The organism is Nostoc sp. (assembly GCF_036919575.1).
In the GTDB taxonomy this organism is placed as follows: Bacteria; Cyanobacteriota; Cyanobacteriia; order Cyanobacteriales; family Nostocaceae; genus Nostoc.
In genome coordinates, this window is sequence record NZ_JBALBY010000036.1 from 1 (window position 1) to 14,069 (window position 14,069).

14 protein-coding genes and 2 pseudogenes are annotated in these 14,069 nt (G+C 42.4%); 5 read left to right on the plus strand and 11 right to left on the minus strand.

The genetic code is table 11. The annotated features are described in order from the left end of the window. Positions 1-22: 22 nt before the first annotated feature. The 4 genes and pseudogenes from V7K27_RS11445 to V7K27_RS11460 all read right to left on the minus strand — a co-directional run bounded on the left by V7K27_RS11445 (position 23) and on the right by V7K27_RS11460 (position 4,869). On the minus strand, positions 23-970 hold the full coding sequence (locus V7K27_RS11445; protein WP_334947187.1) for a hypothetical protein: 948 nt from the start codon (positions 968-970) through the stop codon (positions 23-25). After that, on the minus strand, positions 954-1,637 hold the full coding sequence (locus V7K27_RS11450; RefSeq protein WP_334947189.1) for a hypothetical protein: 684 nt from the start codon (positions 1,635-1,637) through the stop codon (positions 954-956). The genes V7K27_RS11445 and V7K27_RS11450 overlap by 17 nt, the downstream gene beginning before the upstream one ends. Positions 1,638-1,807: 170 nt before the next feature. Then, positions 1,808-2,299 (minus strand): DUF1643 domain-containing protein, encoded by a 492-nt coding sequence (locus V7K27_RS11455; RefSeq protein ID WP_334947212.1) that lies wholly within the window; start codon positions 2,297-2,299, stop codon positions 1,808-1,810. A 1,209-nt stretch (positions 2,300-3,508) separates the two neighbouring features. After that, positions 3,509-4,869, minus strand: a pseudogene (locus V7K27_RS11460) (IS4 family transposase). Between the two features lie 197 nt (positions 4,870-5,066). Between V7K27_RS11460 and gntT the strand changes: the two are divergent. From gntT to V7K27_RS11485, 5 genes are all read left to right on the plus strand, one after another. Beyond that, positions 5,067-6,392, plus strand: coding sequence for a guanitoxin biosynthesis MATE family efflux transporter GntT (gene gntT, locus V7K27_RS11465; protein WP_334947191.1), 1,326 nt, complete (start codon positions 5,067-5,069; stop codon positions 6,390-6,392). Positions 6,393-6,730: 338 nt separating this feature from the next. Continuing rightward, positions 6,731-7,072: an ArsR/SmtB family transcription factor gene (locus V7K27_RS11470; RefSeq protein ID WP_334947193.1), complete on the plus strand. Its 342-nt coding sequence runs from the start codon at positions 6,731-6,733 to the stop codon at positions 7,070-7,072. Continuing rightward, entirely contained in the window at positions 7,065-7,574 is a 510-nt protein-coding gene (locus tag V7K27_RS11475) for an SRPBCC domain-containing protein (protein WP_334947195.1), read from the plus strand. Before V7K27_RS11470 ends, V7K27_RS11475 begins: the two co-directional genes overlap by 8 nt. 237 nt (positions 7,575-7,811) lie before the next feature. Next, on the plus strand, positions 7,812-8,009 hold the full coding sequence (locus tag V7K27_RS11480) for a hypothetical protein (RefSeq protein WP_334947197.1): 198 nt from the start codon (positions 7,812-7,814) through the stop codon (positions 8,007-8,009). Then, positions 8,006-8,389, plus strand: coding sequence for a type II toxin-antitoxin system VapC family toxin (locus V7K27_RS11485; protein ID WP_334947199.1), 384 nt, complete (start codon positions 8,006-8,008; stop codon positions 8,387-8,389). The genes V7K27_RS11480 and V7K27_RS11485 overlap by 4 nt, the downstream gene beginning before the upstream one ends. A 49-nt stretch (positions 8,390-8,438) precedes the next feature. Here V7K27_RS11485 and V7K27_RS11490 read toward each other — a convergent pair whose 3' ends face one another. The 7 genes and pseudogenes from V7K27_RS11490 to V7K27_RS11520 form a co-directional block, all read right to left on the minus strand. Next, entirely contained in the window at positions 8,439-11,654 is a 3,216-nt protein-coding gene (locus V7K27_RS11490) for a plasmid replication protein, CyRepA1 family (protein ID WP_334947201.1), read from the minus strand. A 139-nt stretch (positions 11,655-11,793) separates the two neighbouring features. Continuing rightward, the gene (locus V7K27_RS11495) at positions 11,794-12,342 is read right to left on the minus strand and encodes a hypothetical protein (RefSeq protein WP_334947202.1); all 549 of its coding nucleotides are present in this window, start codon (positions 12,340-12,342) and stop codon (positions 11,794-11,796) included. Positions 12,343-12,418: 76 nt separating this feature from the next. Continuing rightward, complete coding sequence (locus V7K27_RS11500) at positions 12,419-13,018, minus strand: alpha-ketoglutarate-dependent dioxygenase AlkB family protein (RefSeq protein ID WP_334947204.1); 600 nt, start codon at positions 13,016-13,018, stop codon at positions 12,419-12,421. A 70-nt stretch (positions 13,019-13,088) separates the two neighbouring features. After that, positions 13,089-13,367: a hypothetical protein gene (locus V7K27_RS11505; protein WP_334947206.1), complete on the minus strand. Its 279-nt coding sequence runs from the start codon at positions 13,365-13,367 to the stop codon at positions 13,089-13,091. 25 nt (positions 13,368-13,392) lie between these two features. After that, positions 13,393-13,590 carry a hypothetical protein gene (locus tag V7K27_RS11510; RefSeq protein WP_334947208.1) on the minus strand — a complete coding sequence of 66 codons (198 nt, stop codon included), beginning with the start codon at positions 13,588-13,590 and terminating at the stop codon, positions 13,393-13,395. Between the two features lie 5 nt (positions 13,591-13,595). Continuing rightward, positions 13,596-13,859, minus strand: coding sequence for a hypothetical protein (locus V7K27_RS11515; protein WP_334947210.1), 264 nt, complete (start codon positions 13,857-13,859; stop codon positions 13,596-13,598). A 57-nt stretch (positions 13,860-13,916) separates the two neighbouring features. Continuing rightward, positions 13,917-14,006, minus strand: a pseudogene (locus V7K27_RS11520) (hypothetical protein); the annotation flags it as partial. Positions 14,007-14,069 lie beyond the last annotated feature (63 nt).

The window sequence follows — 14,069 nt, forward strand, 5'->3', positions numbered from 1 at the left end:
ATCTGCTTAATACTATAGATTTTCATATCTGAAATCTGTTTCTTTTCAACTCAGCGTTGCTGAGTCTTTTCTTGTTGCCTAGTCTAAACTCCAGTGTTAAGAGCAATCGCATATAATTACGATAGGTCGGCTCCATTTCTGACTGAAAAGAGAACTGCAAATCTCCGTTAGTTGACAAAAGACTATCACGCACCTGAGTCATGTTTGCGATCGCAGCATTATAGTTCTGAATCGCTAACTCAGTTTTTCCCTGCTTTTGGTAAATTAGTCCTAACTGCTGCTGCCATTGGTAGGCGATATCCGAAGCCCGAATTGATTGAGCGAATCCTAAAGCCTTGTTAAAATATGCCTTTTTTTGTTCTGTTTGAGTTGATAATTTACCCAAAGTACCAAAACTATAGGATAACCATTGGGTACTATTAATAGTTTCAGCCATTTTCAAGGCTAATTTAGCATATCGAATCGCTACTGATTTCAATTGTTCATCTGGAATCTGGCTGAGGTTACTAGCAAAATTCAACCGAGCATGAATAGATGGCTCAGGTGATAACTCCAAAAAGGCAGAATAATTTTCATCTATTTGATTCACCAATACTCGAATTTGTTGATTAACTTGAGTATGGAGGTTTGCTTGATTTGGTTGATGACTTAGCCATTTTTCCCAACTTATCAGTAAAGTCAAATGATTCAACTGAGCTTGTAGTTTAGCTGATTTCGAGATATTTGGTATGTTTTCCAGTATTTGGTAATACAAGAGTGATTTTTGCGCCTTTTGTGGAATAATATTAGCAATCTGCTCTCTAAAAAGTGGTTCCTCTATCCAAGAATATTTATCTTGCAATTGCTGATAAATTGTCTGTTCAATATTACCCAGAGACAGATAAACACCACTAATCTTTGATGAAGATACAAGTTTTGCTAGCGTTAATGTTTCTTGTAGAACTGTTTCCGATTCATTTAACTGACCCAAAATCCGCGGTTGGATTTGCTTGGTCTGTCGTCAAAACTAAATTACCTTGAGAATCTCGAATCAAAACGTTGGCTTCTATGATTTGTGTGGGTTGGTTACTTGTTAACGATTTAGGATTATGTGAATTATTAAAAGCTGGAACGAGAACAGAGTTGCTTTGCTCAACATTGTTAGACATCAGGTTGTTAGGCTGAGATTGGAGATTGCGAGTACTACTAACTCGAAAACTACTTACTTCTGTGCCTGCTGGTGCCTGACAAACTGGGGTTATTTCAGGAGTTATTGGAATTACTTCTGGTGCAGCCTTATTGATCCCAGGATTATTAACCAAGGTGTTGATCTGAACATTACCATTCAATCCGAATTCTGAACTAGCTGTAATTATGCTATCAGGAGAAAAAAAGAATCCGAGGGCATTGATGTTGATATTGCCGCCTCTTCCTTTGAAAGCATCAGCTGTAATGCGGCCATTTTTTGAGGCAGTTAGGAATATTGTGTTGATATTGATGTTGCCACGGTTGCCAGTACCAGTTGGGGCAAGGCTGTAGGGGAAGTCGATACCTAAAAGACGATAAGCCACCTGCGGATTACTGGCACTAGCACTGATAATGCTGTCAAGTAATTGTACTTGCCTCCCATTTATAAAAATATTACCTCCGTCTGCCAATGCGGTTGCAGCAGTAATGGAAGAATTATTCTTCAGAGAAACTATATTTGCATCAATATCTACGTTCCCAGCTGAACCAGTGCCTAAATTACTTACGCTAATTGAACCTTTAGATAGAGATAATCCTTCAGTGTTTGATTGAGTAAGTTCATTATGTTTGATCTGATCTGCTAGTTGTAACTATAAAAAATAACTGGTTGTGTACTATTACTCAACCATAAGGGGTGAAGTGGATGTCCAGCTTTCGTCCGACCTAGACAGTAAAGAGTTTGTTTGCTAGAAATTAGATGCAATACTGCTTTATCTCGATTTAGAAAGGGAGCATGTATACCCCATGCTAGGATGATTAACTCAGCACGCTCTGTAGCTGTTTGAAGATAAAAGTTATTATTTAAACCTATAGGATCATCTGCTTGAGTCATATCACATGGTTTTGTAGCACGGAAGGCAAACAGATTTACTACTTCCAAGGAACCATAACCCCAGGAATTTGCAAACTTGATACATTTACGGAGGGTAGGATCATCTTTGTCAGCATCTGCCGTACTTGGGTTAAGCATCACAAAAGTGATTTGTGGATTCTTTGTATTCCACTCACGTCCTAGTAAATATCGATAGTTCCCATCAATAACAGCACTTTTATCGGGAAAGGCAGAGGGCAGGAGGCAGAAGGCAGAAGGGAATTCTGACTCGTGTCCTCTGCTCGTGACCGAAGGGAACAAGGGTTTAAGACCCCCACCAAATTTTCAATTTGGTGGCCTCAATTAAGTACGGTGTTGAATCCCCTTCTAAATTGAACCTTCTGCCCTCTGCCCTCTGCCTTCTGCCTTCTTCAATCATCTGCATATGTTTCAAACACAAAAAATATATGACTGTAAAACTTCAGACCGAAAAAGACTTTTTAACGACAAGTAGCAGTATAAATCAAGAAACAGAAAACGAAAAAGTTCTATGTTCTCACTGTCAGCGTACCGCTACGAACGGGATTAAATGTAAAGGGATTTCTGTGGCTGACAATGACTATTAAAACAAGTTGCTCTTTCGCAGTCGCAAGTAAGTTTTATCACAAAGTAGCACATTACCCCAAGCGTTGCCGAAGGGCATCGCTTCCAACTTCCGACTTATTTAAAAGGTAATTGCATCCTTGAAATCATCATTATAAATGACTGTGATTTGGGAAGTAGAAAATATTCATCCGCTAAGGAGGAAAAATGCCACAGTGCTTGACCAATTAACGGATTGGTTGAGTAAGTAACGAGTAAATAAACTTTTAATAATCTCTAATTCCTGACTCGTCAAATTTGCAGACAGACGATCTGCATAACTTGGTCGATTAGGATTAGCAGTAAATAAACGCTTGTTGAAGAAGGCAGAAGGCAGAGGGCAGAGGGCAGAAGGATCACCTCAGTTGGGGATTCAAACCCCTCCTGACTTGGAGCCACTGAACAAGAGTTCAGTGGGGGTCTTAAACCCAAGTTCGGTCCGGTCACGGGCTTCTTGACAGGAAGCAGAATTCCCTTCTGCCTTCTGCCTCCTGCCCTCTGCCTTTCCCGATAATCGCTTTAGTTCCTCTTGGGTTAAAATCTTGCCTTGTCCGTTGCCGTCTACTTTCATTTTTCCGAATCAATACAGCGCTTCCCGCTATTATGCAATACAGTTTTTCTCATTGCCCCTCTCCTAGCATAGCTTTCAGCTTTGAGGATGTACCTCATAGCTGCCGGAAGTGCTGTAACTCTTGGGGGTAAGCATCCTGCCTGCCCAGTATATACAATTTAAATGTGGAACAGCTTATTGGAACAGCTTATACCATTTCACTTTAATGACGATACAAATACGTTGGTAGGGGCATGGCAATGCCCATTGGTGTCAACTTAAGGGGCTAAAGCCCATATTTGTTGGGTGTAAGCGTCAATCTCTCTATGACGCTTACGCCTGGTTTTGACTAGTCCAAACAGCTTTTGACGTTCCACAAGATAAGGAACAACCTCACGGGCATCACTACGTAGAACAGCTTGGGAAAAATGGTATAAACTACGAAAGACCATTTCCGTAGAAATTCGCTCTAAGGGCTGATTCAATGCGAGAGTGCTTCGCACACGCTTCGCGAACGCTACATCAATACATAATTGATTGAGAACAGCATAAAAAATCCAAGTGGCAAAGATTTGAATTTGTACACCATTGGTATCACCAACCCAGATATAAGCCAAACCCAAAAGTCGTTTTGTGAGCAAAAATGCGTCTTCAACACGCCAACGCCTGCGATATAATTCACAGACCTGCTGTGCAGATAATATTTGTGGGTCGAGTACATTTGTCAGGTAGTAGTACCAAGTTGAACCCCACAACACAGAAACTAAGCGAACTGAACGCTTCTTGGGTTAGAACGGTATTCTCCCATGTCAATAATTTCATCACGGTAGAATGGGGCATTAGTCAAACAACGAATCACCTTGTAAGAAGTTTTTTCTCGTAGTCGTGTCACGAAAAACTTATCAGATGCTGTAAATGCATCAAACCAAGGAAATTTGAAAAATCCTAAATCGAAAATCAGTAATCCACCAACTGGTAAGCGTTCTAGTAATTGATCACACCAGGTTTTATCATTAGCTTTGCTGTTGGTTGTATACCAGGTTGTGACTGGGCGATGGCTAAAGGCTTCCACCACCATCATAATTTTGCAGAAGAGTGTTTTTTCTTGTTCTTGCAGTGCTTTGAGCTTTCTTCTGAGTGCTTCTAGCGTTGAACCGTCGGCAATCCAGATGGCTGTGAATTGGGAGCATACTGGCTGCCAGTTTCCTGGTATTGCCTGATTTTTTGGTTGGCTGCTGATTTTTGCCATTACTTGCTCAAAAATTTGTGCAAATAATTCGATTGGTAATGTTCGCAATCTTTTTGAAACTGCTTGGGCACTTACTTCCATTTGCCCCACCCATAACAATCCCTCTTGTGACAATACTCAATGTACTTCTCTTAAGCCAGGAATCTGCCGATACACTAAACTGACAACGATCGCCATCATCACTGGCAGAGTCAATATTCTGTCTCGCCATTTTTTCTTTTGTTCTGCCTCTTGTTCTTGTTTTTGTTCATAAGATTTTAGGGGTTTGAAGCTTGCAGGCGATAGCAATGAAAATATCTGTTTCTCGATTTCCTCAATTGGCGGCGCTGGTATATGTTTTTGTTGCCGCAGGTCTGGGTTGCCAATTCTAGCTGGTCTTTTCCTCGGCATGATGTATCACTAAGAACATGTCTCTTGATATTCTTAGATTACATCTGATGCTCACTTTTTGCTTAAGTTGACACCAATGGGCAATGCCATGCCCTTACGAGAAATCTATATGTATCAGGATTTTCGGGAATTGGTATTAGTTAGTGTTGTTATTTCTAAATTACAATTTCTAGCACGGGTCAAGGGATTTAGTAATTTTGTCTATCTTTGCTCAACGTTCAGTATTCATCCGCCATTTTCTCAAACTTGCATCTGTAAATGTTCTTTCAAATCTAATGGTTCCGTTGGCAGGACTAATAGATGTAATGTTTTTAGGGCATTTAACGGAGATTCGTCATTTAGCAGGTGTGGCACTAGCAACAATTTTATTCAATTATATTTATTGGACATTCGGTTTCTTACGCATGGGTACAACTGGAATGGTTGCACAGGCTATAGGGCGTAAAGATAACCAATCGGCAGTACTGATTGGTTTACAGCATGGAATTTTAGCATTGATATTAGGACTCGCTATCCTGATATTTCAACAACCTTTACAAATATTAGGGTTTGCGATTCTAAGTGCTACACCAGAAGTTAAAAGTTCTGGAGTCGATTTCTATAATGCTTTAGTATGGGGTGCCCCAGCAACATTGATTAACTTTGTCTTGATTGGTTGGTTTCTTGGACAAGCACAAAGTAGTAAAGTGTTGTTGCTTTCAGCTATTAGCAATTGTGCAAATGTACTACTAGATTATCTATTTATTGTTCAGTGGGGATGGTCAAGTAGAGGAGCTGGGTTAGCGACAGCCACTAGTCAGTATCTCATGCTGATGGTAGGTATTTTGCTATATTGTCAAACAATTTCATTTAAACAAATACAAGCTTTAATTGGGGAACTATTTGACCTGTCTGCTTTAAAATCAGCTTTAATGCTGAATGGAGAAATTATTATTCGGACTTTTGCTTTAATTTCGACAATGGCGATGTTTAGCAACCTGAGTTCTATGTTAGGAACTGAAATTCTGGCGGCAAATACCCTGCTGATGCAAGTGGTGAGCTTGGCAGCATATTTCATTGATGGCTTGGCATTCGCGACTGAGAGCTTGGCTGGAATTTATCAAGGTAGTGGAAATATTACTTCTTTAAAACAACTATTGCAAACTTCTGTAGTCAGTAGCTTGGTTATCGGATTAATGTTTGCTACTGCATTTATTTTTGCCCCAGAATCACTGTTAAGATTGCTGACCAATCATACTGAAATTATCAATAATTTACGTTCTTATATTCCTTGGTTGTTACCAGTTTTAGGTTTTGGCTCAGTCGCTTATGCGCTAGACGGTTATTTTCTAGGATTGACTCAAGGTCATACACTTCGTCAAGCTATGCTGAAAGCCACTGTAATTGGTTTTATTCCATCAGCAATTACAGCAATGTATTTCCATAGTAGTCATTTACTATGGCTATCAATGTCTTTATTTATGGCAACAAGAACAATAACTTTGGCATTGTGCGTACCAAAATCATTTTGTAAAAGACAGTGAGGGCAGGATGTTGGAGGTAGGGTATTAGATGTAGTATTTAAGACACTAAAATGCGAATATATTACATACTACAACATCTTCTTAATTCTCTACACCTTTCATCCAGGAATACTAGGGATTTACGCTTTTATTAGTGCCATTCACCCCTGCCCCTTTGTACCCCTGTCCCTCTGCTCACCACCACGCAAAGTTTGTATGGTGAAGCACTAAGTGTTACGCAGTACAACTATATTGCCCAAACGGGCATTTTATTTCTTGGATTTCCCTTAAGTGGGGGCTTGACATGATTCAATAGTACATTTAACCTAGTAGTTAATTAACCATTAGGTTAAATAAAAATGTCTAACGAACAACTGAGCCTTACCTTTGCTGCCCTAGCCGATCCTACGCGGCGTGCAATTCTGGCTCACCTCGCCAAGGGTGAGGCATCGGTAAGTGAGTTAGCCAAGCCTTTTAAGATGAGTCTTCCTGCAATCTCCAAACATATAAAGGTACTAGAGCGTGCCGGACTGATTGTGCGAGGTCGCGAAGCTCAATGGCGACCATGCCAGATTCAAGCACAGCCGCTTAAAGAGGCGGCGGATTGGATTGAGCAATATCGCCAATTATGGGAACAGAGGCTTGATCAGCTTGATGATTACCTGCACGAATTACAAACTCAGGAGAAACAAGATGAGTAACATTGAGGATGACACTGATGCTCAATCTCAACGTGAGATCGTGATCACCCGCGTCTTGAAAGCGCCGCGCTCCCTTGTGTTCCAGGCATGGACTGATCCCAAACACATAGCGCAGTGGTGGGGTCCCATTGGTTTCACAACCCGTGTGATTGAGATGGATCTGCGTCCAGGCGGGAAATGGCGCTACGTGATGACTGGGCCAGACGGCAGGGAGTACCCGGCCAAAGGTGTTTTTCGCGAAATCGTACCCTTTGAGAGGATTGTTACCAGTGATGAATTTGATGAAGGCTTTGAAAAAGTCGTAAATGCTGATTTACCAAAGGGAATGGTTGTAACAGCCATTTTCGAGGATTTAGATAGCAATACCAAACTCACGCTCCAGATTATGCATGAGTCTATTGAGGATCGGCGTAAGCATGAACAGATGGGTGTGATCGAAGGGTGGAACTCCACTTTTGACTGCCTAGATGAGTTTTTGGCAAAAGCTTCAGTCTCTCTTTAGGGATAAGGTGCTTGTATGTTTTTCTTCATCAAGCCGAGAAAAAGTTGATGCGATGGTTGCTCAGAAGCACTTGCCGCCGGTGGAGCAACCTACAATGAACCACAAGACCACAGTTTTATGTACGGACACGGGTTTGCTGACTTAAACGGTTATATTGACAGTCATCAAGTTTGATAAGAATTAAAACAAATCCGTTATAATCAAACCAATAAATCTGAGAAAAAAGAGAATCTAACTGTGCCAATAATTAAAATACCAAAACATTATCTTATATATCAAGATGAAGATTCAATTACAGTAGATATACCAGAATCAATGCTGTTAGATTGGGAAAAAAACTATAAAAAAGTTTCTCAAGCTAAAGGGCTTTTAAAGCATAAAAAAGAAGCCATGCTGGCTCATTTAGATGCTGTACGTCAGGAGTGGGACGCATGAGATACGTATATGATACAAATATTTTTATTTATTATCTTGCGGATGAACCAGCAGTTAATTCATTTTTTACAGAAGAATTTCTCAATTTGCACGAAGTTCTGATCTCACCGATTATCCACATAGAATTATTAAGTTTTGCAGGCTTAGAGAAAGAAGAAGAGCAAGCGATCAGAGATTTACTATCCCAGTTTTACTCAGTTCCCTTGTTAAGGGAGATTGAAGAGCAGACAATCCAATTGAAACGACAGTATAAAATTAAGCTTCCTGATGCAATTATTGCTGCTACTGCACTACATAAAGACGCATTTTTGGTTACAAGAAATGCTAATGATTTTCAAGGGATTGCTGAACTAAAAATTCAAAATCCTTTTATTAAATAAGGTAGGGAGAATTTGGTCAGGGCAATGTCTGCGACGGTCTATTCGATCTCTACACCCCCACCAACCAATCGCACACCACAGACGTACAGCTGGGAGCAAAGTTAACCCAAACTTGCCACTGCCCCAAATACCCATTCCAGTAAGGCTCACCATCAGCAACGCCAACAGCCTCGCCTACCTTGGAGATTAACTCGCTGTAGGAAGAGCCAATACTGTCCAAACCTTGCTGCAATTTCAGTTTCAGCCCTTTCCAGGCTTGTCCTTGGGGATTGGAAACTACCTCTTCTAATATTTGGGAGGTTGTGCCAGTCACTTGTGTTTGTAACTCTATATTATTCGTGACTGACACCGACTCACTTTTAGTTGCTTCATCCCGATTTAACCACTGCCCAAAAATCGAATCACGCTGATCATCAGGGGCAACAAACCGATAAACGCACTCCCGATTTTCACGCTTACCCAACCGACCAACATAATCCAACTTCAAATCAATCTTGGCAAGTAGTTTCTGTGCGATCGCTATGGGAGTAAATTTTTCCGAAATGGTGACGTTTAAACAAGTTTTGATGAGATACCGATTCTTCATCGCCGCCTTCTTCAACTCCTGCATTGCCTCGTCAGAAGAGCGTAACCGTTCCCCAGGCGTAAGCAACTGCAACAGATTCAGTTCTTCTAACAACAGTACCGACGACAACATCTGCCCCTTGTTAAAATCTGGTTTCCAAATCGAATTCTGCCCAGCCTCTAACTGCGCCTTAGCCCGTTTAGCATCACGGTTGTTCAGAAACTCTCGCCCCAGTGTCAAATAATAGTGCATCCGCAGTTGAGGATACCACCCATCGTCATCTTTCTCGACCAAATCAGGGGTTACGTCAACTTCGTAGCGACGGGACAATTCAGCCTTGCGTTGCTGGTGTCGTTCGGTTTTGGTTTTCGCCCTTGTGTCTTGCAGCTTCTTAAGTTCGGCATCAGAGATGGTTGGAGAATCCGCGATCGCCTGACATTCAGCAGCATACAATTCAACAGATGCCGCTTTAACCGACTCAATTACTGCCCCACTCTCATCATCGTCGGCATCGTCAGCATCGATAACGGTGTAGCCATCTTCGACCAAACCCGCAAGCACCGATTCCCGATAGCGCCGCATCTCAACGTTGATGACAGAACCACGCTTACCCCAAGTCTGTAGGGATTCGGGCTGAAAATTTTGGTCAACAAAGCTGTAATCGTCATTATCCGCCGCCGACAATAGCGCAATGTTCGCTTGTGTTGTGACGTGTTGACTCCGCAATAATCCCCCTATGGATGTGGAACCATTGCCCACAACTCCCATGCCCCACTCTCTCACCCAGATATGACGGTCAACTGTTTCCCTCAGCCGCGCCAACATCTGCCGTACAGAGTTAACCGGCTGCACACCCTGAAAAATCCCCCAAACAGCGCTGAAATGTCCTTGAATGTCGATGGATACGCCAGTTTCTAAACTTGGAGAAGCGATAACCAAATCGTACTGGGTAAGAATTTCGTTCAGGTGAGCGATACAGCCGAAAGCCGCATGAGAGGGGTCAGCAACGGATTCGCTGTCAATTCGCAGAATCCGCAGATGTGGGAATTTGCGACGGAACCGTTCTTCCAGAGCTTGCGTTCCCCATTTGGACTTTGCCTTTTGAGCAGAACAGCATAATAAATGATGCCCACCTTTGGCAATGGCTTTGTCCAATGCTGCAATCAAATTCTTGGGGTTGTTGCCAGAATAGTTGTAACAGTTTCCGGCGACGTGGCGATAATTGTTGACGATAACGAAAGGATTAACTCGATATTCTCCAGCCATTGAAAGAACGTATTTTACATCTGTATCTGACACGTCAGCAGAAGATAAATAAATCTTCCCATGCTCACTACCGAGAACATTCTGAATTAAAGATTTAAGATTTTTGAGAATAGAGACACGCCGCTTTTGCACCTCCGTACCAGAGTTAAGCAGATGCCAGAAAACTTGGTCACATTCATCAATGATTATCACATCATTTGACCAGTCGTTGGGGTTGAATCGCGCTTGGCTATCTTGATGCAGTGAATCAACACATACACCATATCCTAATAATGTGCCTGTTTCATTCGTGTGTACTTCGGTAACATAGTTAACACCAAACCGATTACACAATGCCTCACCTAATTGGATGCGATGGGTTATAATTAATACCCGTCTCCCTTGATCATGCGCCTTCGCCACCTCAGTAGACAACCATTGGGTTTTACCAGAGCCTTTGGGAGCTTTGAGGATAATCAGTTTTTCACCCTCTGGAACGAGAAGATGACCCAAAAAACGTTGATTAAGAGCGATCGCTGGCGGGTAAGTCAACAGAGTAAACAGCTTAATCTCCCACAATTGGAGTTCAACGGCTGTATTATACAGTGCGTCAAATGCTTCTTTTCCTTTGGCGACGATAAAATCATCCACACCTTTCTCTTGGCCAAAAGGTAAATCAATCACTCGCAGCGAACAACCCTCATTTACCAGCAGCCGTCCCATGCGACTGATAGCAGTTCTGACTCGCTGTACAGTTTCGGGCTTGTTGTCCTGGTCAAAGCAGATGTTAACCTGTCTCCCCTGTGTTGCAAAATGTTTCAAGTCGGGAATCAGGGATGGTTTACCGATGGCAGTACCGTACTCATCTTGGGGGGTGCGGTATCCAGCGTTTACTCCCGGAATTGCGATCGCTGCATAACCAGCAGTCAGTAATGCCCCCGCTTTCTTGACACCTTCAACAATTGTCACTGGTACATTGTGCCGCCAGACCCAATGCCAGAAACCACCAGGGTGCTGTAAATCTTCTTCGGTTATGGGGATACCACTACGATTGGACACTTTCACCCAGATGCGATTCGGTACTAAAAGGAAGAAAGCGCGTGTCTCTTCTCTGAATGGGTGTTCGTATTTGATGAATTTGTGGATCTTTTGGCGGTCACGTCTGGGATGGTCGGGTTTGAAGCAGCCCCACATCATCAGGACGTAGTTGTTGAGTGGGTCAACGCCATTGCACCACCAGCCGCCTAGTTCAATGTGCTGGTACTTTTTAAAATCGCGATCGCGCAATCGTCCATCGTTGCGACGGGAGATTTTGGGACTGTAGAGAAGATATTCGTAAGGTGTTGTGCCGTAGAGCGATTTGACATTTAGATGAAAGATTTCTTCGTCAACCCCGCTACTGAGCCACTCTTGTAAGTGCTTGGCTTGAGAATCGGTTTCATTTATACGAAGCATGACCGTATTTCCTCTAAATTTTTGACGCATGAAGATGGAGCGGCACTTGAGTCTGTGCCGCCGTTAAAGCTTTTAAGCAGATGAAAGATTAAAGAGTCAGTCAGAGTAAAAGTTTTGTTAGCCTTTACTCTTCAATTTTTCAGAGGCAAAATAAGTAATATGGGTCGGACTCACTGGCCGGCATTGCAACAACCGGAATCAAAAGATTGTCTCTTTGAAAACAAAAGTATTGCAGAGCATTTCTCATCAAAACACCAACCATCTTCCCGAATGTTCTCGTGAAAACTTGCGTTTCCAGACAATTGAGATTATCTGTAGTTTCTGGAGCATAGACGATGCTGATATCGCAGGTTTTTGAATTGTTAATTTGACTAATCCAACCACGTTGTTGTATTCGTGGAGTGATCGAAGCCATGATCTGAAGCTGATATTCCAGAAAGATTGCCCTTGCAAAGTTTTGAGAAGGTGATATAGGAATACTGACGTACTGAGGTGTAACTAATACTGTGCCTTCTGGCTTGAGATAGGCAAATCTTTGTGACCAAGGCTGAGTTAAATCTTGTTTGGAGATGATTGCAATGTCAATTTGTTTGTTGACAAAATCATCAAAAATCAGAGCGAATTCATCAGGAAGTTGAGTTGTTCCGTAGTTGGGATCTAATTGACGACGGCGTTTTGCTTCTCCCATGATTTAACTCCTTTTGAATTACTTTTAATTACTGAAAATGAATCGAATTGCTATGAAGGCGAACAAGAAGAAGGCGTTATCTGCCTCCTCCGGTGTGCGGTCGAAACGTGAGATTAATACGTGTGCTAACCACTTTGTTGGTCTTGGGAACTTGATGCAGATGTGTGGACTGACAACCGGGGTGCATCACAAACAGGCTCCCGTGTTCCAGCCAGAAATCTGTTGGTCTGCCATTTCTCGGTTTAATTTGAAATTTGCGACATGACCCCAGGCTGACTGATGCAATCGCTGGGTTGAATCCCATCAATGGTTCGTTGTCGGAATGCCAGCCGATGCTGTCCTGCCCACTGCGGTATTGATTGCCGATGACGATGCGGAACTTGTAGCCAGTTAAAGCGGTGATTCTGTCCCGCAAGTTAGCCAGATTGTCTGTCCAAGTCAGGGGTTTTAAAAACACGCTGTTGGAATAAAGGTAATCACATCCGGCATCACCATAAATGCACTCAAGGCGGGGAACGGGCATTGTTTTACCCAGCATCCTGATTTGATTTTGCTGCCACTCCAGTTGTAGACAGTGTTGGTAGAGTGAGTTGGCTGCTTCAGTTCCCAAGAAATCGGGATAGTAGGTAATAGGTAAAACTGGGGCTGATTCAGCAAATAAATTGAGTTGTTGCATGATAGTTTTTTACTACTATTGAATGTGTAAATGAAGGAATTGCTGTTAGTTTTGGTTGATGGAGAAGACTTCATTTTTCTTGAGATACTTGCTCCCAATACTCAACAACAAAATCATGGGCTTGCTGTAACACTTGAGGAAGTAAAAATAACGGGACTTCCCAAGCTGCAATAACGCTACCAGCAAAACATTCTGCAAGTTCAACCCGAATACACTCTGGTAAATTACTCATCTTAAACTTGAGTGAATGATCTTCGTTTTCTGGTAGTTGAACAAAAAAATAATCGTCGTGCATAATATCAGCAACAAGACCATATTTTTCTGCCAAGGTTTTTCGTAGAGTATTCATAATTGTTGTTGAGTTACGTAGGGAATTATTGAGAGATGACTTTTACTATTTCGGGCAACCACCGCAGTTGAAAAACAGTTTGGTTTGAAGACTTGGCGACTGCGGGAACCATCCGCCCCCATTGCTTGCCTGATTCAGTAGGACGATAGGGAATTTTCTTGTCATTTGTTCTGTATTGCAGTCCAGAATTTAGTAAGCAGTGGTTAACAGCCCGTGCAGACATTCCCACTACCTCGCCAATTTGTGTTGGGTTGAGAAATGCGTCTTCTGCAACATTCGTTGAGCGATCGCAGTCTTAAGTTCATCTGCTGCTGGCTTAAGTGCGGGGTTGACTCTGGTGGCGGCATTAACTGCTAACTGGGCGGTGAGGGATTTTTCTAGTCCAGCAAATTCCCCCAACATCATTGCCAACTGTGCGGCTTCGTGGGACGGGGCTAATGAATGTGTTGGTTCTTGCTGTTTTACTGGCTCTACTTGGGTTGAGAGCATCACTTTCATTAAAGTTCTGTTAGCCCAGATGCGGAATTCGACAGAAACCCATCGAGCTAAATCAATGGCGATTTCTGGGTGAATCCAAGTGCTTTGTTTGCTTCCGTATCCCTGGATACTGACGGGGCGACAGAAATGGCTATGATGCAGACAAGATAAGCCTCATAGCTCTCTGTCCTTGTTGATAACATTGTCTCTTATTAGGATTTAATC

What these genes read in the sequence shown, in the direction of transcription:
- V7K27_RS11485 (WP_334947199.1), top strand. Translation starts at nt 8,006, where the DNA reads ATGAGATACGTATATGATACAAATATTTTTATTTATTATCTTGCGGAT.
- V7K27_RS11495 (WP_334947202.1), bottom strand. Translation starts at nt 12,342, where the DNA reads ATGGGAGAAGCAAAACGCCGTCGTCAATTAGATCCCAACTACGGAACA.
- V7K27_RS11470 (WP_334947193.1), top strand. Translation starts at nt 6,731, where the DNA reads ATGTCTAACGAACAACTGAGCCTTACCTTTGCTGCCCTAGCCGATCCT.
- V7K27_RS11500 (WP_334947204.1), bottom strand. Translation starts at nt 13,018, where the DNA reads ATGCAACAACTCAATTTATTTGCTGAATCAGCCCCAGTTTTACCTATT.
- V7K27_RS11510 (WP_334947208.1), bottom strand. Translation starts at nt 13,590, where the DNA reads ATGTCTGCACGGGCTGTTAACCACTGCTTACTAAATTCTGGACTGCAA.
- V7K27_RS11490 (WP_334947201.1), bottom strand. Translation starts at nt 11,654, where the DNA reads ATGCTTCGTATAAATGAAACCGATTCTCAAGCCAAGCACTTACAAGAG.
- V7K27_RS11475 (WP_334947195.1), top strand. Translation starts at nt 7,065, where the DNA reads ATGAGTAACATTGAGGATGACACTGATGCTCAATCTCAACGTGAGATC.
- V7K27_RS11505 (WP_334947206.1), bottom strand. Translation starts at nt 13,367, where the DNA reads ATGAATACTCTACGAAAAACCTTGGCAGAAAAATATGGTCTTGTTGCT.